At 67.1% G+C, this 19762-nt stretch carries 18 protein-coding genes, 1 tRNA gene and 1 pseudogene; 14 read left to right on the top strand and 6 right to left on the bottom strand.

All coding sequences use genetic code 11. The annotated features are described in order from the left end of the window. Positions 1-44: 44 nt before the first annotated feature. The gene (locus C8N38_RS13200; protein ID WP_146176277.1) at positions 45-626 is read right to left on the bottom strand and encodes a phosphatase PAP2 family protein; all 582 of its coding nucleotides are present in this window, start codon (positions 624-626) and stop codon (positions 45-47) included. Between the two features lie 327 nt (positions 627-953). On the opposite strand from C8N38_RS13200, the gene sucC reads away from it, so the two are divergent. The 9 genes from sucC to lpdA all read left to right on the top strand — a co-directional run bounded on the left by sucC (position 954) and on the right by lpdA (position 10667). Further along, complete coding sequence (gene sucC, locus C8N38_RS13195; protein ID WP_108027640.1) at positions 954-2147, top strand: ADP-forming succinate--CoA ligase subunit beta; 1194 nt, start codon at positions 954-956, stop codon at positions 2145-2147. Between the two features lie 5 nt (positions 2148-2152). Beyond that, positions 2153-3034: a succinate--CoA ligase subunit alpha gene (gene sucD / locus C8N38_RS13190; protein ID WP_108027639.1), complete on the top strand. Its 882-nt coding sequence runs from the start codon at positions 2153-2155 to the stop codon at positions 3032-3034. A gap of 22 nt (positions 3035-3056) precedes the next feature. Continuing rightward, on the top strand, positions 3057-3584 hold the full coding sequence (locus C8N38_RS13185) for a DUF805 domain-containing protein (protein WP_108027638.1): 528 nt from the start codon (positions 3057-3059) through the stop codon (positions 3582-3584). Next, positions 3581-6553, top strand: a complete 2973-nt coding sequence (locus C8N38_RS13180; protein ID WP_108027637.1) for a 2-oxoglutarate dehydrogenase E1 component — start codon at positions 3581-3583, stop codon at positions 6551-6553. The genes C8N38_RS13185 and C8N38_RS13180 overlap by 4 nt, the downstream gene beginning before the upstream one ends. Positions 6554-6558: 5 nt before the next feature. After that, entirely contained in the window at positions 6559-8085 is a 1527-nt protein-coding gene (gene odhB, locus C8N38_RS13175; RefSeq protein ID WP_108027636.1) for a 2-oxoglutarate dehydrogenase complex dihydrolipoyllysine-residue succinyltransferase, read from the top strand. A gap of 49 nt (positions 8086-8134) precedes the next feature. After that, positions 8135-8368 (top strand): HTH-like domain-containing protein, encoded by a 234-nt coding sequence (locus tag C8N38_RS13170; protein ID WP_108027635.1) that lies wholly within the window; start codon positions 8135-8137, stop codon positions 8366-8368. Next, complete coding sequence (locus C8N38_RS13165) at positions 8365-8757, top strand: MAPEG family protein (protein ID WP_108027634.1); 393 nt, start codon at positions 8365-8367, stop codon at positions 8755-8757. The genes C8N38_RS13170 and C8N38_RS13165 overlap by 4 nt, the downstream gene beginning before the upstream one ends. Before the next feature lie 7 nt (positions 8758-8764). After that, complete coding sequence (locus tag C8N38_RS13160; protein WP_108027633.1) at positions 8765-9160, top strand: MAPEG family protein; 396 nt, start codon at positions 8765-8767, stop codon at positions 9158-9160. 118 nt (positions 9161-9278) lie between these two features. Continuing rightward, the gene (lpdA, locus tag C8N38_RS13155) at positions 9279-10667 is read left to right on the top strand and encodes a dihydrolipoyl dehydrogenase (protein ID WP_108027632.1); all 1389 of its coding nucleotides are present in this window, start codon (positions 9279-9281) and stop codon (positions 10665-10667) included. 170 nt (positions 10668-10837) lie between these two features. Here the strand turns inward: lpdA and C8N38_RS13150 are convergent, their stop codons facing one another. After that, positions 10838-11728 (bottom strand): LysR family transcriptional regulator, encoded by an 891-nt coding sequence (locus C8N38_RS13150; RefSeq protein WP_108027631.1) that lies wholly within the window; start codon positions 11726-11728, stop codon positions 10838-10840. Positions 11729-11871: 143 nt separating this feature from the next. Here C8N38_RS13150 and C8N38_RS13145 point away from each other — a divergent pair, with 143 nt between their 5' ends. The 3 genes and pseudogenes from C8N38_RS13145 (at position 11872) to C8N38_RS13135 (ending at position 12898) form a co-directional block, all read left to right on the top strand. Continuing rightward, the gene (locus C8N38_RS13145; RefSeq protein WP_108027630.1) at positions 11872-12132 is read left to right on the top strand and encodes a hypothetical protein; all 261 of its coding nucleotides are present in this window, start codon (positions 11872-11874) and stop codon (positions 12130-12132) included. Between the two features lie 3 nt (positions 12133-12135). Further along, a pseudogene (locus C8N38_RS22325) lies at positions 12136-12399 on the top strand (MBL fold metallo-hydrolase); the annotation flags it as partial. Between the two features lie 43 nt (positions 12400-12442). Continuing rightward, a complete protein-coding gene (locus C8N38_RS13135) occupies positions 12443-12898 on the top strand; it encodes an MBL fold metallo-hydrolase (RefSeq protein WP_245895745.1) in 456 nt (151 codons plus the stop codon). A gap of 115 nt (positions 12899-13013) precedes the next feature. Here C8N38_RS13135 and C8N38_RS13130 read toward each other — a convergent pair whose 3' ends face one another. From C8N38_RS13130 to C8N38_RS13120, 3 genes are all read right to left on the bottom strand, one after another. After that, positions 13014-14756 carry a PHA/PHB synthase family protein gene (locus C8N38_RS13130; protein ID WP_108027627.1) on the bottom strand — a complete coding sequence of 581 codons (1743 nt, stop codon included), beginning with the start codon at positions 14754-14756 and terminating at the stop codon, positions 13014-13016. 174 nt (positions 14757-14930) lie between these two features. Beyond that, the gene (gene ykgO / locus C8N38_RS13125; protein WP_075784404.1) at positions 14931-15056 is read right to left on the bottom strand and encodes a type B 50S ribosomal protein L36; all 126 of its coding nucleotides are present in this window, start codon (positions 15054-15056) and stop codon (positions 14931-14933) included. 90 nt (positions 15057-15146) lie between these two features. Continuing rightward, positions 15147-15221: transfer RNA gene (locus tag C8N38_RS13120), tRNA-Val, on the bottom strand. A gap of 153 nt (positions 15222-15374) precedes the next feature. On the opposite strand from C8N38_RS13120, the gene C8N38_RS13115 reads away from it, so the two are divergent. Further along, the gene (locus C8N38_RS13115; RefSeq protein WP_108027626.1) at positions 15375-16232 is read left to right on the top strand and encodes an N-formylglutamate amidohydrolase; all 858 of its coding nucleotides are present in this window, start codon (positions 15375-15377) and stop codon (positions 16230-16232) included. A gap of 24 nt (positions 16233-16256) precedes the next feature. Here the strand turns inward: C8N38_RS13115 and C8N38_RS21985 are convergent, their stop codons facing one another. Beyond that, positions 16257-17534, bottom strand: coding sequence for a threonine/serine exporter family protein (locus C8N38_RS21985; protein WP_245895744.1), 1278 nt, complete (start codon positions 17532-17534; stop codon positions 16257-16259). Between the two features lie 228 nt (positions 17535-17762). Here C8N38_RS21985 and C8N38_RS21980 point away from each other — a divergent pair, with 228 nt between their 5' ends. Next, positions 17763-19745: a glycosyl hydrolase gene (locus tag C8N38_RS21980; RefSeq protein ID WP_158272351.1), complete on the top strand. Its 1983-nt coding sequence runs from the start codon at positions 17763-17765 to the stop codon at positions 19743-19745. Positions 19746-19762 lie beyond the last annotated feature (17 nt).

Genomic DNA, 19762 nt, shown 5'->3' with positions numbered 1-19762 from the left:
GGGATCTCCGTTTGCCAGAAGGCATAGCCGGATCGCGGCCGGGTTCAAGGCCGGCCCGGCACCGGCGCGCGTCCGCGCAGCGCGGTCAGCCGCGCTCCGGCCCGCGCCCAGATCGCCACGACCGCCCGGTCGAAGGCGATAAGCTTGACCGTGGCGACAAGCCAGCCCAGAACCGCCCCGGCCAGCGTCTGCCAGATCGTGTGACGCCCGGCGTCGATCCGCGAGGCGCCGACGAAGCCGGCCGACATGACGGCGACCGCCTGCGCCCCGGGGCTGTCGCGCAGGCAGCCGGCAACCAGCGCGCTCGCCCCGAAGGCGGCCGCTGCGGTGTGCCCGGAGGGGAAGCCATGCCCGCCGCCATTCGGGCGAAGATTGACCGGCAGATCGCCCAGCAGGGCCTTGGGGAACTTGATTCCGGCCTCGAGCAAGAGGTATCGTCCAGCGTAGACGCGCGCCTGTCCCCGGGTCGCGGCGCAGACCAGTCCGGCCGCGGGCAGGGCAATCTGCAGATGGTCGCCGATCCGGCGGGCCCGCCCCTCGGACAGTGCGGCCGAAAGCAGGACAAGCGCAAGCATCGCCGAAAGGGCTGCGGGGCGGATAAGGAACGAGGGCGGCGGCACTCGCATGGCGAACAGGTCCGTCTCCGGCAATTGAGGCGCGTCCTCTATCGGCAAGATCTGTGACGATTTGGTGTCGAGTCGCGGTTGCCTTGCGTCGGCTGGCGCAGAAAACGATCCTTTCGGGCTCGTTGCGGCAAGGTCCCGGCAGGGCCGCCCCGCCCGTGCTTTAACACTTCCCGAGTTTCGCCCTACTTTGCGATCACACCATTCGCGAGCGTGATCACAAAGGCAAAAAACATCGGATGATCACGGAAATTTCGGGAAAAGGGCGTTTCGCCGCACCATCATTCCGTGCTTAGACAGCGGTAAATCGTACCAGCACGGGACAGTTTGATGAACATCCACGAATACCAGGCCAAGGCGTTGCTGCGCAGCTACGGCGCGCCGGTCTCGAAAGGGCATGTCGTCACCAAGGCCGAAGAAGCGAAGGCCATCGCGGCCGACATCGACGGGCCGATCTGGGTCGTCAAGGCACAGATCCACGCAGGCGGCCGCGGCAAGGGCCATTTCATCGAGGAAGAAGCGGGCGAGAAGGGCGGCGTGCGCCTGACCAAATCGGTCGGCGAAGCCGCCGAAGAGGCCAAGAAGATGCTGGGCCGCACTCTCGTCACCCATCAGACCGGTCCCGCGGGCAAGCAGGTCGGCCGCGTCTATATCGAGGAAGGCGCGGGCATCGACCGCGAGCTTTACCTCGCGCTGCTGGTGGACCGTCAGACCAGCCGGGTGGCCTTCGTCTGTTCGACCGAGGGCGGCATGGACATCGAGGAGGTCGCCGCCAAGACCCCCGACCGCATCCTCAGTTTCTCGGTCGATCCCGTGACCGGCTATCAGGGCTATCACGGCCGCCGCATCGCCTTTGCGCTGGGGCTGACCGGCAACCAGATCAAGCAATGCGTCCGGCTGATGGGCCAGCTTTACAAGCTGTTCACCGAGAAGGATTGCGAGCTTCTGGAAATCAACCCGCTGATCGTGACCGACCAGGGCGACCTTCGCTGCCTCGACGCCAAGATGAGCTTCGACTCGAACGCGCTCTACCGGCAGGAGGACATCCTGGCGCTGCGCGACGAGACCGAGGAAGACCCCAAGGAGCTTCAGGCCTCGAAATACGACCTGAACTATATCGCGCTCGACGGCGAGATCGGCTGCATGGTGAACGGCGCGGGCCTCGCGATGGCGACCATGGACATCATCAAGCTGTACGGCGCCGAGCCCGCAAACTTCCTCGATGTGGGCGGCGGCGCCACCAAGGAGAAGGTGACCGAGGCCTTCAAGATCATCACCTCGGACCCGAACGTGAAGGGTATCCTGGTGAACATCTTCGGCGGCATCATGCGCTGCGACGTCATCGCCGAGGGTGTGGTCGCCGCGGTCAAGGAAGTCGGGCTGAAGGTGCCGCTGGTCGTGCGCCTCGAAGGCACCAATGTCGAGAAGGGCAAGGCCATCATCAACGGCTCGGGCCTCGACGTCATCGCGGCGGACGATCTGTCGGACGCGGCGCAGAAAATTGTCAAAGCGGTGAAGGGGTAAGATCCATGGCGGTTCTCGTCGACGAAAACACCAAGGTGATCTGCCAGGGCTTCACCGGCAGCCAGGGCACCTTCCATTCGGAACAGGCCATCGCCTACGGCACCCAGATGGTGGGCGGCGTCACGCCCGGCAAGGGCGGCCAGAGCCATCTGGACCTGCCCGTCTTCAACTCGTGCCACGAGGCCGTGGCCAAGACCGGCGCCAACGCATCGGTGATCTACGTCCCGCCGCCCTTCGCGGCCGACTCGATCCTCGAGGCCATCGACGCCCAGATCCCGCTGATCGTCTGCATCACCGAGGGCATCCCGGTGATGGACATGATGACCGTCAAGCGCGCGCTGCAGGGGTCGAATTCGATCCTGATCGGGCCGAACTGCCCGGGCGTCATCACGCCGGACGCCTGCAAGATCGGCATCATGCCCGGCCATATCCACAAGCGCGGATCGGTCGGCGTCGTGTCGCGCTCGGGCACGCTGACCTACGAGGCTGTCAAGCAGACCACCGATGTGGGGCTGGGCCAGTCGACCTGCGTCGGCATCGGCGGCGACCCGATCAAGGGCACCGAGCATATCGATGTGCTGGAATGGTTCCTCGCCGATGACGAGACCCAGTCGATCATCATGATCGGCGAGATCGGCGGCTCGGCCGAAGAGGAAGCGGCCCAGTTCATCAAGGACGAGGCCAAGAAGGGCCGCAAGAAACCCATCGCGGGCTTCATCGCCGGTCGTACGGCGCCGCCCGGACGCCGCATGGGCCATGCCGGTGCCATCGTCGCCGGTGGCAAGGGCGGGGCCGAGGACAAGATCGAGGCAATGAAGTCGGCCGGGATCGTCGTGGCCGACAGCCCGGCGCATCTTGGCGAAGCGGTGCTGAAGGCGATCGGCTGAGGCCGGTCGCAGGGGAGGCAAAATGGGCTTTGCGGCTGCCGTAAAGGTCTGTTTCAGAAAGTACTTCACCTTTTCGGGGCGGGCGTCCCGCCCCGAATACTGGTGGTTCGTCCTGTTCATGCTGCTGGGCAGCATCGTCACCGGGCTGCTTGACCTGGTGCTGTTCCCGAGCGAGGTCCGCACCGGACCGGGCAGCATCGAGGCCGAAAGCGACGGTCCCCTGACAGCCCTGTTCACGCTTGCCGTTCTGGTGCCCTCGGTTTCGGCAGGCTGGCGACGCATGCATGACAGCGGCCGCAGCGGGCTCTATCTGCTTTATCCGCTGATCGTGCTGGTGGGCATCGCCGGTTTTGCGAATTTCATCGGTGCCTTCGACGCCGCCACCACGGGCGATGTCGCGCAGATGTTCACCGGCCTCGCGGGCGTCGTGCTCGCCCTGTCGGTCGTGGTGCTGATGATCTCGCCGCTTCTGGTGCTCTGGTGGCTGACCCGCCCGTCCCAGCCCGGCCCCAACGACTACGGTCCAAACCCCCATGAGGTAGCTCCATGACCGAGCAAAGCGCGAACGACATCTTTCACAGCTCGTCCTTCCTGCAGGGGCACAATGCCGAGTATGTGGAACAGCTTTACGCCCGCTATGCCAACGATCCGAACGCGGTCGACGAGGCCTGGCAGAGGTTCTTTGCGGAACTGGGCGATGACGAGGTTTCGGTCAAGCGCGAGGCGGCGGGGCCGTCCTGGGCCCGGCGCGACTGGCCGCCCGCACCGAACGACGATCTGACCGCGGCGCTTGACGGGCAATGGCCGACCCCGCCCGCCGCCCGCGAAGCCAAGGCCGCCGAGGAAAAGATCCGCGAGAAGGCGAAGGAAAAGGGCGTCGAGGTCACCGATGACGAGGTCAAGCGCGCGGTGCTCGACTCGATCCGGGCGCTGATGCTGATCCGGGCCTACCGGATCCGGGGCCATCTGGTCGCCGATCTCGACCCGCTGGGGCTGCGCAATCCGACCCCGCATCCCGAGCTCGACCCGGGGTCCTACGGCTTCACCGATGCCGACATGGAGCGGCCGATCTTCATCGACAACGTGCTGGGCCTGCAGGTCGCCTCGATGCGCGAGATCCTCGCCATCGTGCAGCGGACCTATTGCGGCACCTTCGCGCTGCAATACATGCATATCTCTGACCCCGAACAGTCGTCCTGGCTGAAGGAGCGGATCGAGGGCTATGGCAAGGAAATCAAGTTCACCCGCGAGGGGCGGCGCGCGATCCTGAACAAGCTTGTCGAGGCCGAGGGCTTCGAGAAGTTCCTGCATGTGAAATACATGGGCACCAAGCGCTTCGGCCTCGACGGCGGCGAGGCGCTGATCCCGGCGATGGAACAGATCATCAAGCGGGGCGGTGCGCTGGGCCTGAAGGAAATCGCCATCGGCATGCCCCACCGGGGCCGCCTGTCGGTGCTGGCCAACGTGATGGGCAAGCCCTACCGCGCGATCTTCAACGAATTCCAGGGCGGCAGCTTCAAGCCCGAGGATGTCGACGGCTCGGGCGACGTGAAATACCACCTCGGCGCCTCGTCGGACCGCGAATTCGACGGCAATACCGTGCACCTGTCGCTGACCGCGAACCCTTCGCACCTCGAGGCGGTGAACCCGGTCGTCCTGGGCAAGACCCGCGCCAAGCAGGCGCAGATGGTCGATCATGAACGCAAGCAGGTCCTGTCGGTGCTCCTGCACGGCGACGCGGCTTTCGCGGGCCAGGGCGTCGTGGCGGAATGCTTCGGGCTGTCGGGGCTCGTTGGCCACCGCACCGGCGGCACCATCCATATCGTCGTGAACAACCAGATCGGCTTTACCACGGCGCCGCATTTCTCGCGGTCCTCGCCCTATCCGACCGACATCGCGCTGATGGTCGAGGCGCCGATCTTCCACGTCAACGGCGACGACCCCGAGGCGGTGGTGCATGCCGCCAAGGTCGCGACCGAGTTCCGCCAGAAGTTCGGCAAGGACGTGGTTCTGGACATCTTCTGCTATCGCCGCTTCGGCCATAACGAGGGGGATGAACCGATGTTCACCAACCCCCTGATGTATCAGAAGATCAAGAAGCATAAGACCACGCTGCAGCTTTACACCGAGCGGCTGGTCGAGGACGGGCTGATCCCCGAAGGCGAGATCGAGGACATGAAGGCCGCCTTCCAGTCTCATCTCAACGAGGAATTCGAGGCCGCCAAGGAATACAAGCCCAACAAGGCCGACTGGCTCGACGGGCGCTGGTCGCATATCCAGCGCGGCGGCGGCGACGACTATCAGCGCGGCGATACCGCGATCGGCGAGGAAACCCTGCAGGAACTGGGCCAGGCCCTGACCACGCCCCCCGAGGGCTTCGAGGTCCACAAGACCGTCGGCCGCCTGCTTGACGCCAAGAAGGAGATGTTCGCGACCGGCAAGGGCTTCGACTGGGCGACCGCCGAGGCGATGGCCTTCGGAAGCCTCCTGACCGAAGGCTATCCGGTGCGGCTGGCTGGTCAGGACAGTGCCCGCGGCACCTTCAGCCAGCGCCACTCCGCGCTGATCGACCAGAACAGCGAAGAGCGCTATTACCCGCTGAACCACATCCGCAAGGGGCAGGCGAAATACGAGGTCATCGACTCGATGCTCTCGGAATACGCGGTGCTGGGCTTCGAATACGGCTACAGCCTGGCCGAGCCCAACGCGCTGGTGATGTGGGAGGCCCAGTTCGGCGATTTCGCCAATGGCGCGCAGATCATGTTCGACCAGTTCATCAGCTCGGGCGAACGCAAATGGCTGCGGATGTCGGGCCTCGTCGTGCTGCTGCCGCACGGCTTCGAGGGGCAGGGGCCGGAACACAGCTCGGCCCGGCTCGAGCGTTTCCTGCAGATGTCGGCCGAGGACAACTGGATCGTCGCCAACTGCTCGACGCCCGCCAACTACTTCCACATCCTGCGCCGCCAGCTGCATCGCAGCTTCCGCAAGCCGCTGATCCTGATGACGCCCAAATCGCTGCTGCGGCACCGGCTGGCGGTGTCCGAGGCGCAGGACTTCGTCACCGGATCGTCGTTTCACCGGGTCCTGTGGGACGATGCCGATGCGGGCCGCATGTCTGAAACAAAGCTCAAGCCCGACGATCAGATCCGGCGCGTGGTGATCTGTTCGGGCAAGGTCTATTACGACCTGCTGGAAGAACGCGACGCCCGCGGCATCGACGATGTCTACCTGATGCGGCTCGAACAGTTCTATCCGTTCCCGGCGCTCAGCCTCGTCAAGGAGCTGGACCGGTTCCGCGACGCCGAGGTCGTCTGGTGTCAGGAAGAGCCCAAGAACCAGGGCGGCTGGACCTTCATCGAGCCAAATCTCGAATGGGTCCTGACCCGCATCAACGCCAAGCACGGCCGGCCTCGCTATGCGGGCCGTCCCGCCGCCGCCTCGCCGGCCACGGGCCTCGCCAGCACGCATAAGGCACAACAAGCCGCGCTCGTGAACGACGCGCTGACCATCGAAGGATAATCGCCATGTCCACAGAAGTCCGTGTTCCGACGCTCGGGGAAAGCGTCACCGAGGCCACCGTAGCCACCTGGTTCAAGAAGCCCGGCGATGCGGTCGATGCCGACGAGATGCTCTGCGAGCTGGAAACCGACAAGGTGACCGTCGAGGTGCCCGCCCCCGCTGCGGGGACCCTGTCCGAGATCGTCGCCGCCGAAGGCGAAACCGTGGGCGTCGATGCGCTGCTGGCCACCATCGCCGAGGGCGCCGCCGCGCCCGCGCCGAAGTCGAATGGCGGCGAGCCCGCCGCAGCTCCGGCTGCCGAGGCCACCACCGAAGAGGTGCCGGTGATGGTGCCGACCCTGGGCGAAAGCGTGACCGAGGCCACCGTCTCGACCTGGTTCAAGCAGGCGGGCGACACGGTCGAGCGCGACGAGATGCTGTGCGAGCTTGAAACCGACAAGGTTTCGGTCGAGGTGCCCGCGCCCGCCTCGGGCGTTTTGAAGGACATCCTCGCGGGCGAGGGCACCACCGTCGAGGCGGGCGGCCAGCTGGCCGTCCTGCTGGCGGGCGAAGGTGCTGCCTCTGCCCCGGCCGCAAGCCCCGCGCCCGCGCAGGGCACCGGCGGCGGCAAGGATGTCGAGGACGCCCCCTCGGCCAGGAAGCTGATGGCCGAAAAGGGCCTGACCGCGGCCGAAGTCGCGGGCACCGGCCGCGACGGGCGCATCATGAAGGAAGATGTGCTGAAGGCCGCCTCGGCCCCGAAACCGGCCGCCGCTGCGCCCCGTGCCCCCGAGGCCCCCAAGCCCGCCGCTATCCCGGACGCGGCCCGCGCGCCGATTCCGGCCGAGGATGCCGAGCGCGAGGAACGGGTGAAGATGACCCGGCTGCGCCAGACCATCGCCCGCCGCCTGAAGGATGCCCAGAACAGCGCCGCGATGCTGACCACCTATAACGAGGTGGACATGTCGGGCGTCATGGCGCTCCGGAAGGAATACAAGGACCTCTTCGAGAAGAAGCACGGGGTGAAACTGGGCTTCATGTCCTTCTTCACCAAGGCTTGCTGCCATGCGCTGTCCGAGGTGCCCGAGGTCAATGCCGAGATCGACGGCACCGACATCGTCTACAAGCGCTTCGTCCACATGGGCATTGCCGTCGGCACGCCCTCGGGGCTGGTGGTTCCGGTGCTGCGCAATGCGGATTCGATGAGCTTTGCCGAGATCGAGAAGCGGATCGCCGAGATGGGCACCCGCGCCCGCGACGGCAAGCTGTCGATGGCCGAGATGCAGGGCGGCACCTTCACCATCTCGAACGGCGGCGTCTACGGCTCGCTGATGTCCTCGCCGATCCTGAACCCGCCGCAATCGGGCATCCTCGGGATGCACAAGATCCAGGACCGGCCGATGGTCGAGGGCGGCCAGATCGTCATCCGTCCGATGATGTATCTGGCGCTGAGCTACGATCACCGCATCGTCGACGGCAAGGGCGCCGTGACCTTCCTCGTCCGCGTCAAGGAAGCGCTGGAAGATCCGAGACGGCTGCTGATGGATCTGTGAGCCCTATCTCCCTCCTTGGTCTGCGCTTGGAGACCAAGGAGGGAAGCCAATGGAGGATCACATGCAAGTGCATGAACTCGCATCCATCTTATCGAAGGGCTATCTTAGCGCTGCGCCAGGGGAAGCCGTTCTCTCCATTCATTTGTTTGGAATCAGATATGCCGAAGAGCTTAAAGGGCATTCCTTGCCGGAGATCTTGGCATTGGCGGACCTCCCGAAATCCTATGGAACTGAAATAAGGAAGGGGATGCGTTTAGCAGAATACGTGGAGATCAGGACTTGACCCCCGAACTTGCCGCCCTCGCGGCGACCGCCTTCATCCACCTTGCCGCCGTGCTCTGGTCCCAGCGTGCGCTCGAGGCCGATGTGGGCCGCGAGGGCAATACCGGCCCCCGCGACGGGATCGAGGACCGGCTGTCGCCCCATACCCTCCGCCTGCGCCGGGCGCTCGCCAACCATGTCGAGAATACGGGCCTCTTCGTGATCGCGGTGGTTCTGGTGCAGTTCACCGGCTCCAATGGCTGGCTCACTGGGCTTGCCGCCTGGATCTTCGTCGCCGCCCGCGCGCTCTACCTGCCCGCCTATGCCTTCGGCTGGGTGCCCTGGCGGTCCGTCATCTTCATGGCCGGGCTCGTTTCCTGCTTCGCCATGATCCTCGCCAGTATCTTCTGAGGCCCGCATGACCCCCGAACTCACCGCCCTCGCTCTCGCAATCCTCGTTCAGGCTGTGCAATTCGTCCTCATGGCGATCCCTGCCAATATGGAACTGGGCACCGAATACACCACCAGCCCCCGCGACACGGCCCCCGACCAGCAGCTCTCGCGGCGGACCGGACGGATGCAGCGCGCGCTGAACAACCATTTCGAAGGGCTGATCCTCTTCACCGCGGCGGTGGTCCTCGTCACCGTATCGGACCAGTCGACCTGGTTCACCGCGCTTTGCGCCTGGATCTACCTGATCGCCCGCATCGCCTATGTGCCCGCCTATATCCGCGGCTGGGTGCCGGGCCGCTCGATGATCTGGGCCGCGGGCTTCGCGGCGACCGTCCTGATGACACTCGCCGCGCTGATATGATCTTCTTCTTGGCGAAAATACCCTCGGGGGGTGAATTGTCCGCCAGGACAAGAGGGGGGCAGACAGCCCCCCATGCCCCCGCCGCCATCCCAACATCCGCCCGTAAAGGAGGCCCCGAATGGCAAGCTATGATGTGATCGTGATCGGCTCCGGCCCGGGTGGCTATGTCTGTGCCATCCGCTGCGCCCAGCTGGGCCTGAAGACCGCCTGCGTCGAGGGCCGAGAAACCCTTGGCGGCACCTGCCTGAACGTGGGCTGCATCCCCTCGAAGGCGCTGCTGCACGCCTCACACCAGCTGCACGAGGCGCAGCACAATTTCGAGAAGATGGGCCTGAAGGGCAAGGCGCCCTCGGTCGACTGGGCGCAGATGCTGTCCTACAAGGACGAGGTCATCGGCCAGAACACCAAGGGCATCGAATTCCTGTTCAAGAAGAACAAGATCGACTGGCTCAAGGGCTGGGCATCGATCCCCGAGGCGGGGCTCGTGCAGGTTGGCGACGAGACCCACAAGGCGAAACACATCGTCATTGCCAGCGGGTCCGAGGCCTCGAGCCTGCCGGGCATCGAGATCGACGAGAAGACGATCGTCACCTCGACCGGCGCACTGGCGCTGCCGAAGGTGCCCAAGAAGATGATCGTGATCGGCGCGGGCGTGATCGGGCTGGAACTCGGGTCGGTCTATGCGCGCCTCGGCGCCGAGGTCACGGTGCTGGAATATCTCGACCAGATCTCCCCCGGCATCGACAGCGAGGTCGCCCGCAGCTTCCGCTCGCTGCTCAAGCGCCAGGGGCTCGACATCATCACCGGCGCCGCCGTGCAGTCGGCCGAGGCGCTCAAGACCAAGGCCAAGGTCACCTACAAGCTCCGCAAGGACGACAGCGAGCATCAGCTTGATGCCGACGTGGTGCTGGTCGCGACGGGGCGCAAGCCTTTCACCGACGGGCTCGGGCTCGACGCGCTGGGCTTGCAGTTGACCAAGCGCGGCCAGATCGCGACCGATGCCCATTACAAGACCTCGGTTGACGGGATCTATGCCATCGGCGACGTGATCGAAGGCCCCATGCTGGCCCACAAGGCCGAGGACGAGGGCATGGCGGTCGCCGAGATCCTGGCAGGGCAGGCGGGCCACGTGAATTACGGCGTGATCCCGGGCGTGATCTACACCCATCCCGAGGTCGCCTCGGTCGGTCAGACCGAGGACCAGCTGAAGGAAGCGGGCCGCGCCTACAAGGTCGGCAAGTTCTCCTTCATGGGCAACGGCCGGGCCAAGGCCAATTTCGCCGCGGACGGCTTCGTCAAGATCCTCGTCGATGCCGAAACCGACCGCATCCTCGGCGCCCATATCCTCGGGCCGTCGGCGGGCGATCTGATCCACGAAATCTGCGTCGCGATGGAATTCGGCGCCGCGGCCGAGGACATCGCCCGCACCTGCCATGCCCACCCGACCTATTCCGAGGCGGTGCGCGAGGCGGCGCTGGCCTGCGGCGACGGACCGATCCACAGCTGAGGCCGGGACAGGACCTGCAAGGGGCGGTGGCCGGACCGGGCCGCCGCCCCTCGTCATGCCGGGGAGCATGACAGCCCGCCCGTCCCGGGCAAGCGCGAGCTTCGGGCCACGGATGATCTTGCGGCCGTGCCATCGGCATCCGTCGCGCGCGGTGCGGGACGGGCGCGCCGTCAGGTCGTGCGGGTCTGGGCCCGGATCAGCATCTCGGCGAAGGCCGTGACCTTGGGCTGGCGGTAGCGCGTCGGCGGATAGACGATGTGGATCCCGCCGTCCCGCAGGCTCCATCCGCTGAGCAGCGGCTGCAGCTGGCCGTCGCGCAACGGCGACTCCAGCAGGAAATCCGGCAGGACGGCGCAGCCCATGCCTTGAAGCGCGCCCGCCAGCACGGCCGCGGTCGTCGACATCGAGACGACGGTGTCGAAGCGCACCCGCTCTACCTGACCCGAACCATCCTCGAAATCCCAGCTGCCGGGGTCGTGCAGCGCCGAGTTGGCGACGAAGGGCAGGCCTTTCAGGTCGGCCGGGGTCTCGATCGGGCCGAAGTCGTCCAGAAAGGCCGGGGCCGCCACCAGAGCCTGTCCGAACCGGCCGACGCGGCGCGATTTCAGGCTGGAATCGACCAGCCAGCCCAGCCGCACCGACAGGTCCCAGCGGCCGGATTGCAGGTCGACCACCGCGTCGGTCAGGTCCAGCTCGACCCGGCAATCGGGGTAGCGGCGGCGGAACTCGGCCACCAGCGGCACCAGAACCGACTGGCCGAAATCGAGCGGCGCGGTGATCCGCAAAAGCCCCGTGGGCCGGTCGGCCGCGTGCAGCAGAGCCTCTTCGGCCTCGGAGGCTTCCTGCAGGATGACCTGGCATTTCTCATGCAGAAGAAGGCCTTCGGCGGTTGCCGTGACCCGGCGCGTCGTGCGCACCAGCAGCGCGGTGCCAAGCTCTTCCTCCAGCCGGGCCACATGCGCGCTGACCACGGCCTTGGTGACCCCCAGCCGGTCCGCCGCGCGGGTGAAGGACCCAGTCTCGACCACGGCGGCAAAGAAGGGAAGACGGTCAAGTTTCATGGGCGCTCCGTACCGAAGGGAAATGGTGAGGCCGTATGGAAAAAGCAGACAGAAATGAATGTATTATTCGGGCAATGCTTCCCAACCCGCAATGAGACCCAGCGTCACCCGGGGCGCCGCCGCCCGGTAAAGATGAGGACATCATGATTTACCGCCCGATTGCCGTCTCCCTGACCGCCATCACGCCGATCCTCGGCGGCCAGGCCGCGCTGGCCAAGGCCCCGTCCACGGTTCATGCGACCTATCGCGCCGCCTCGGCCGATCAGGCGCTGGCGCGGGGCAAGAAGATCGCCGATCTCTTTACGCTGAACATGACCACGCCCCACGTCCTGCAGAAGCTGACCGACCGCACCTGCTGGTATCGGGCGGGCTTCTACGGCACGACCTGGTATTTGGGCGCCTAGGGCGTGCTGCAGTTCGATCCGCTGGACGGGCAGGCTCCGAAGGTCCTCGAGGCGGGGCGCAAGGTCACCGACAAGCCGGTCACGGCGGTGGTCTGTTCGCACGACCATGCCGACCATATCGGCGGAATCGCGGCGCTGTTCGACCTGCTGGCGGACCCGCAGCCGACGCCCGAGATCGTCGCCTCGCAGGAAACGGCCGACAAGATGGAGCGTCTGGGCAGCACGCTGCCGCGCCCCGACCGCATCGTCGCCTGGCCCGAGGGCAGCCTTGCTTTCGAGGGGCTGACCGTCGACCTGCACGGCTTTGCCCATGCCGCCCATACCGAGGTGGCTTCTGGTCGGCGAACGGGTGCTGCATGCCCCCGACCTGCTGAACGCCGACCAGCCGCCCTTCTGGGACTTCGCCGGGTCCGAGCGGTTCACCTATCTGCGGGACAACTTGCGCGAAGCCGATGCGCTGGGCTGGGACTATCCCATTGGCGGCCATGGCAAGGAGGGCTCGCATGACGACATCGCCTTCCATCTGACCTTCATCGACGACCTGATCGCGGCGGTCGGCAAGGCGATGGGCGAGGTGCCCCGGGCATTTGGCGTCGATCCGGCCACGCTGACCGCGCATACCGCGATGCTGCCGGCCTGGTATGCCGAGATCTCGCGGCGCGCGACCGAGGCGCTGCGGCCGAAATACGGCAACTGCTACGGCTTCGATGCGGCCACTCCGCCCAATGCCGGGATGGTGGCCGAGTATCTCTTCAGCTATCGCTGAGCCCGCGGGCGCGGCAGAGCCAGCGGAAGGAAAGCGAACGGCCCGCCGATGGCGGGCCGTTCTGCGTTGCGGGAGTGGCGGGCCAGCCCCGGAGGGGCAACCTTTCCGGCGCCCGCTATTTCATCAAGACATAGGTTCCCGGCGCGGGGCACAGCGGCGGCAGGCCGGCATCGGGCGCCCCCATGGCGGGCGGAGCGGCCTCGGCCGGGCCGGTCTTGTCGGCCAGCCAGCGCGCCCATTCCGGCCACCAGGACCCCTCGGTCGCCGGATGGCGGGCATACCAGCTGTCGGGGTCGGTATAGCGGGTCTCGGGCGTCCGGCAGCCGATCCGGTAATGGCGGCCCTTGTGGCCGGGCTCGGACAGGATGCCGCCGTTATGCCCGCCCTTGGTCAGCACGAAGGTCAGCTCGTTCTGGGTGAAAAGCGCCACCTTGTAGACCGAATGCCAGGGGGCGATATGGTCCTTCTCGGTGCCGATCACGAACATCGGCGCGCGGATGTCCTTCAGGGCGATCACCTGGCCCTCGACCGCGAATCGCCCCGAGGTCAGCCGGTTGTCGAGGAAAAGTGCGCGCAGATAGTCGGAATGCATCTTCGCGGGCATCCGCGTCGCGTCGGCGTTCCAGACGGTGATGTCGAAGGCCTCGTCTTCCTTGCCCATCAGGTAGCGGCTGACGGCGCGGGTCCAGACCAGATCCTCGTCCCTCAGCGCCCGGAACGCGCCCGCCATCTGTTCCTGCGCCAGATAACCCTGGTCCCACATCATGTCCTCGAGGAAGGCCACCTGGCTTTCGTCGAGAAAGAGCATCAGCTCGCCCGCTTCGGTGAAATCGGTCTGCGCCGCCAGAAGGGTGATCGACCCCAGCCGGTCATCGCCGTCCCGCGCCATGGTGGCGGCGGCGATCGACAGGATGGTGCCGCCGAGGCAATAGCCGCAGGCATGGATCTTCTGCCCGGGCATGACCTTGCCGACCGCATCGAGTGCCGCCATCACGCCGTCGCGGCGGTAATCGTCCAGCGACACGTCGCGATAGTCGGCCGAGGGGTTCACCCAGGACATCGCGAAGACGGTGAAGCCCTGCTCGACCAGATAGGCGATCAGCGAGTTTTCCGGGCTGAGGTCGAGGATGTAGTATTTCATGATCCAGGCGGGCACGATCAGCACTGGCTCGGGGTGCACCTTTTCGGTGCGGGGGGCGTACTGGATCAGCTCGAACAGCTCGTTGCGGAAGACGACCTGGCCCTCGGTGACCGCGAGGTCGCGGCCCACGGCAAAGCCGCCCGCCGCGGCGGCGGGGGTGCCGGTGGCCTGGACGCGGATGTCCTCGGCCAGGTGGCGCATCCCCTGCATCAGGTTGCCGCCGCCGGTGCGGGCGGTTTCCTGCAGGACCTCGGGGTTGGTCAGCGGCATGTTCGAGGGCGACAGCACGTCCAGCATCTGCCGCGCCATGAAGGCGACCCGGTCGCTGTTATGCGGATCGGTGCCGCGCGCCGGTTCGGCGGCGGCATCCCACCAGTCCTGCGCGGCCAGGAACGCCTGCTGCCAGAGCGAGAAGGGCGGGGTCGACCAGCCGGGATGGGAAAAGCGGTGATCCTCGGCGCGGGGGCGGAACGGCGGGTCGTCCCGCGTCAGGCCGGTGGCATGGACCGCCAGCTTGGCACCGTTGCGCATCGCCCGTTCGGCCAGTTCCATCTGGCGGCCCGGGGCGCGGGCCAGATGGCTGGCCCAGTCGGCCCAGGCGGCGGCCGCCGCGTTCAGCGAGGACCCCGAGGTCATCCGCGCCAGCATCGCGCGGCCGGCCCGGTCGGCGGTCTCGTAGGGGTGGTCGTGTTTCGGATGGCCGTTCGGTGCGGTCATGCCCTGCCTCTCTGTCGCTCGATCCGTCGCCGGTCTGACAGGCCGGCGTGTCGTCACCGCGATAGCAACGCGGCGCTGCAGCGACAATCCTCCCGCAACGTCACAGAAAAGCGCCCCGAACCGGGGTTCGGGGCGCTTTTCGATCACAGATGCGATCTTGTCCTTGTGCGGCGCTCAGCCCTGACGGGCCTTGTAGCGGCGCTGGGTCTTGTTGATGACATAGACCCGGCCCTTGCGGCGCACAACGCGGCAGTCGCGATGACGCTGCTTGAGCGAGCGGAGCGAGTTGCGGACCTTCATCGGCCTTCTCCTCATGTCGCGGCGCGTCCGTGCGCCTCGTGGGTTTCAAGGGCTGTCCCTGGGCGTTGCGCCGCAGGGGCAGAAATTCGATGGTGGGCGGTACTGGGATCGAACCAGTGACCCCTACGATGTCAACGTAGTGCTCTACCGCTGAGCTAACCGCCCGGTCGCCGATGCCATCCCACCCGTCCGAAAGAAAACGGACGCGGGCAGGACCGCGTCGGTTCGCAGGTCTATAAAAGGAGTCGGAGGAGGGTGCAAGGGCTTTTGGTCGGCCGCGAAATACCGTTATAAACGTTCGAAGGAGGACGTGGCGGCGTGCAAGCGTTCAAGCTTTTCCGGCCGGACTGGCCGACCACCAGCGTTGTATTTTCCTCGCCCCATAGCGGGCGGGACTATTCTTGGTCGTTCCTCCGCCAGACGGTGCTGGACGAACGTTCCGTGCGGTCGTCCGAGGATGCCTTCGTCGATCTCCTGTTTTCCGACGCGCCCGAGCATGGCGCGCCGCTGATCGTGGCCTCGGCCCCGCGCGCCTATGTGGATCTGAACCGCGCCGCCGAGGAACTCGACCCAGCCGTCATCGACGGGGCGCGGCTGGCCGGACACAATCCGCGGATCAGTTCGGGGCTGGGGGTGATCCCCCGGGTCGTGGCAAACGGTCGCGCCATCTATCGCGGCAAGATCGCCCTGACCGAGGCCGAGACCCGGATCGAGACTTGCTGGCGGCCCTATCACCGGCAACTCGAATCGCTGGTCGAGGAAGCGCTGGCCCGGTTCGGCGAATCGATATTGATCGACTGTCACTCGATGCCGCGCGAGGCCATCGAAAGCGCACGGGCGGGCGGGCGGCCCCGCCCCGAGGTGGTGCTGGGCGACCGGTTCGGCACCTCGGCGGGCGGCGAGATCGTCGACCGGGTCGAGCAGGCCTTTTCCAATGCGGGGCTCAGGGTCGGGCGCAACGCGCCCTTTGCCGGGGCCTATATCACTCAGCGCTACGGCCTGCCCTCGCGGCGGCGCCACGCGGTGCAGGTCGAGATCGACCGCTCGCTTTACATGGACGAGGCCACGGTGCGCCCGAATGCCGATTTCGACGCGGTGCGGCGGCTTCTGGGCCAGGTGGTCGGCACGCTGACCCAGATCGGCCGCCCGGGCGAGGTGCCGCTGGCCGCCGAATAGCGCGACCTTCGCCGAGGCACGCGCTCAGACGAAATCCGACCGGCGGAACAGGCTGCGCACGATCGTCAGCCCGGCGCCGATCGCGCCGATGGTGAAGGCCACCCGCAGTCCGGCCGACGCGGTCATGCCCAGCGTTTCGGCGGCGGTCGCCGGGTCCTCTGCGGTCAGGGTCAGAAGGCCGATGATGCATTGCGTGGCGGCCCCGCCCGGGATCATCGGGATGCAGCCCGCGACCGCCAGCGCGGTGCCCATCCGCGCCACCCGAAGCCGCGGCAGGGACAAGATCTCGACCCCCAGCGCGACCGAGGCGGCGGCGGCGAAAGAGGCCGCCTCGAGGCTCCAGCCCAGATCCATGCCGACGGTGCGCACCGCCAGCGCCAGCGCGCCCGCCGCCGCCGCCCAGACCAGCCGGACCCAGCCGAAGTTGAACAGGACCCCGAACCCTGCCGCCGCGACCGCGCCGAAGACGGCCTGGTGCAGCACCGAGCGCTGCGGCTCGAAGATCTGGTCGGGAAGCGCCGGAACCAGAAGCCGCGCGGCCGAGATCCCCACCGTGATGAAGACGAGGATCATGCCGACGGTCACGAAACGGGCGCTTCCGGTGGTCGGATGGCCCTCCATGATGTCGGTCTGCGCGTTCATCGCCGGAACCCCCGGCACCAGCAGCAGAACCGCCGCCGTCATCGCCGTTTCGATCATGTGGCTGCCCGCCGGGATCGCCAGCAGCCCCGCGAGGCTGGCCGCGAGGCAGGCGACGATGGCGGTCAGAACGAAGGTGTTGGTGCCCCGGCGCAGCAGGCTGACCCGGACCCATTGCGCCGCCGTGCTGGCCGCCAGAACGGGCCCGAAGGCGGCCCAGTCGACCCCCAGAAGCCGCCCGAAGGCGGCGCAGGCGATGCCTGCGGCCAGCGCGATCACCAGCCGGGGGTGATGCGGCGTCCCGGCCTTCAGCCGGGCCAGCGCCTCGCGGACCTGCTCGGCGGTCTGGCCGCCCTTCTCGACCTCGACGCAGAGATCGCGGATGGCGTGGTTCAGGCGCATGTTGACCCCATGCCCGCCGGTGCCCGTCATCCGGGTGATAGTGTTCTCGCCATGGGTGACGGTGATCGCGAGCGAGGCGAAGCCGATCCGCGCATGCACCTCTTCGGCGCCAAGCCCCTCGGCGATCTTGCGCATCCCCTCCTTGACCAGAAGCGATTTGCCTCCCGTTTCGGTCAGCAGCACGCCGGCCTGCAGCGCGGTCATCGCGATCTGTTCGAGGTGTCGGTGCCGAAGCACCACCGGGTCCGAGCTGCGTGTCATGCCCGCCTGCCTGTGCGCTATGGGTCGTGCCCTCCCAATTGTGGTCCTGCCGCCCGAGGGCAAGGCCATTCTGCACGACCGGTCGGACGACCGCGCCGGGGCTGGATCCCTGATCGACTAAAAATGGCCTTGATTTCCATGATTTGGTTGAAATTTTGGCCGCCGCGCAGCACCCCGCCGTGGCACCTCCTCCGGTCTGGGCAGGGGCATCCCGGACGGACGGCAGGCATGAGCATCGAGCATCCCGAGAAGATCGGACTTGGCATCTGGGACCGCGATTCCCTCGGCAGCGCGCTGAACGACCTCGAAAGCGTCGGGGTCGCCTGGTATTACACCTGGTCCGACTGGGCGCTTTACGATGCCGATCCCGCGCCCGAGACGGTCGGGTTCGTCGGCATGACCTGGGACGAGCGGCTGGTGACGCCCGAAGCGCTGGAGCGCATCCGGGCCTCGGGGGCGACGGCCCTTCTGGGGTTCAACGAGCCCGATCTGGACCGGCAGGCCGACATGAGCATCGCGCAGGCGCTACACCTGTGGTCGGCGCTTGAGGCGACCGGACTCCGGCTCGGGTCGCCAGCCGCCTCGCAGGACCAGACGCTGGGCGGGGACTCCTGGCTCGGCCGGTTCGTGGCGGGGGCCGAGGCGCGCGGCCAGACCGTCGATTTCGTCGCAGTCCATTACTATTCCGACAGCGGCGATGTGGCCGAGTTCGAGGCCTGGCTGAAGGCCGTCCATGCCCAGTACGACAGGCCGGTCTGGGTGACCGAATGGGTGCTGGCCGACTGGACCGGCGCGCGCAGCTTCAGCGCCGCAGAGCAGGCTGCTTTCGCCCGCGCCGCGACCGAGATGATGGACGATCTCGACTTCGTCGAACGCCATGCCTGGTTCGCGGCCTATGAGGGCGGCGACGGCTGGTATCTGAACAGCGGCCTTTTCGACGCCGCGGGCAACCTGACCGAGGTGGGGCGGACCTTCGCCGACCTGACCGCGCCCGAAGCGCCGCCCCCGATCGCCGGGGGTGCGGGCAACGACCGTCTGACCGGAACCCAGGGGGACGACCTGATCCTGGGCGGCGGGGGCGACGACCTGCTGTCGGGCGGCAGCGGCACCGACACCCTGCGGGGCGAAGCCGGAAACGACACGCTGCAGGGAGGGGCGGGAGACGACTGGCTGCTGGGTGGCGATGGCGACGACCGGCTCTGGGGCGGGGCCGGGGCCGACCTGCTGGAGGGCGGCACGGGCGACGACCTCTATGCGGTCGACACTGCCGGGGACCGGACCCTCGAGCGGCCGGGCGAGGGCTGGGACCGGGTTTGCGCCAGCCTCAGCTGGACGCTTGGCGATCATGTCGAACAACTGACGCTGAGCGGCAGCGCGGCCCTTGATGGCACCGGCAACGCGTTGGCCAATGTCCTGACCGGCAATGCGGGGGCCAACCGGCTTGACGGTCGGGGGGGCCGTGACACCTTGCAGGGCAACGGGGGTGATGACACGCTGCAGGGCGGGGCGGGGGACGACTGGCTGCTGGGGGGCGATGGCGACGACCGGCTCTGGGGCGGGGCCGGGGGCGACCTGCTGGAGGGCGGGACGGGTGACGACCTCTATGCGGTCGACACGGCCGGGGACCGGACCCTAGAGCGGCCGGACGAGGGCTGGGACCGGGTTTGCGCCAGCCTCAGCTGGACGCTTGGCGATCATGTCGAACAACTGACGCTGGGCGGCAGCGCGGCGCTTGATGGCACCGGCAACGCGTTGGCCAATGTCCTGACCGGCAATGCGGGGGCCAATTATCTTTGCGGGCTCGGCGGGCCGGATACGCTGTCGGGCGGGGCGGGCGATGACGGGCTTGTGGGCGGCACCGGCGACGACCGCCTGTGGGGCGGGGACGGAAACGACTGGCTCGATGGCGGCGAGGGGGCCGATCTGCTGGATGGCGGGGCGGGGTCCGACCTGTTGATCGGCGGTGCCGGGGCCGATCTTTTCATCTTCACCGGCGGCTGGGACCGGATCGCGGATTTCGAGGACGATCTCGACACGCTCAGGTTTGACGGCGCGCTTTGGGGGGGCGCGCCGCTCGATCTGGCCGAAGTGCTGAGCCTGGCCACCGAGACCGGCACCGGTCTGATGTTCGATTTCCGTGCCGGAAACGGGATCGTGGTCGAGGGGATCACATCGGTCCTGGCGCTGGCCGATGATCTGCAGATCGTCTGAGCGCCCGGACTTGTCAG

The sequence above is a fragment of the Rhodovulum kholense genome, from assembly GCF_003053725.1.
In the GTDB taxonomy this organism is placed as follows: Bacteria; Pseudomonadota; Alphaproteobacteria; order Rhodobacterales; family Rhodobacteraceae; genus Rhodovulum; species Rhodovulum kholense.
This window is presented reverse-complemented; position numbering and strand designations above follow the sequence as displayed.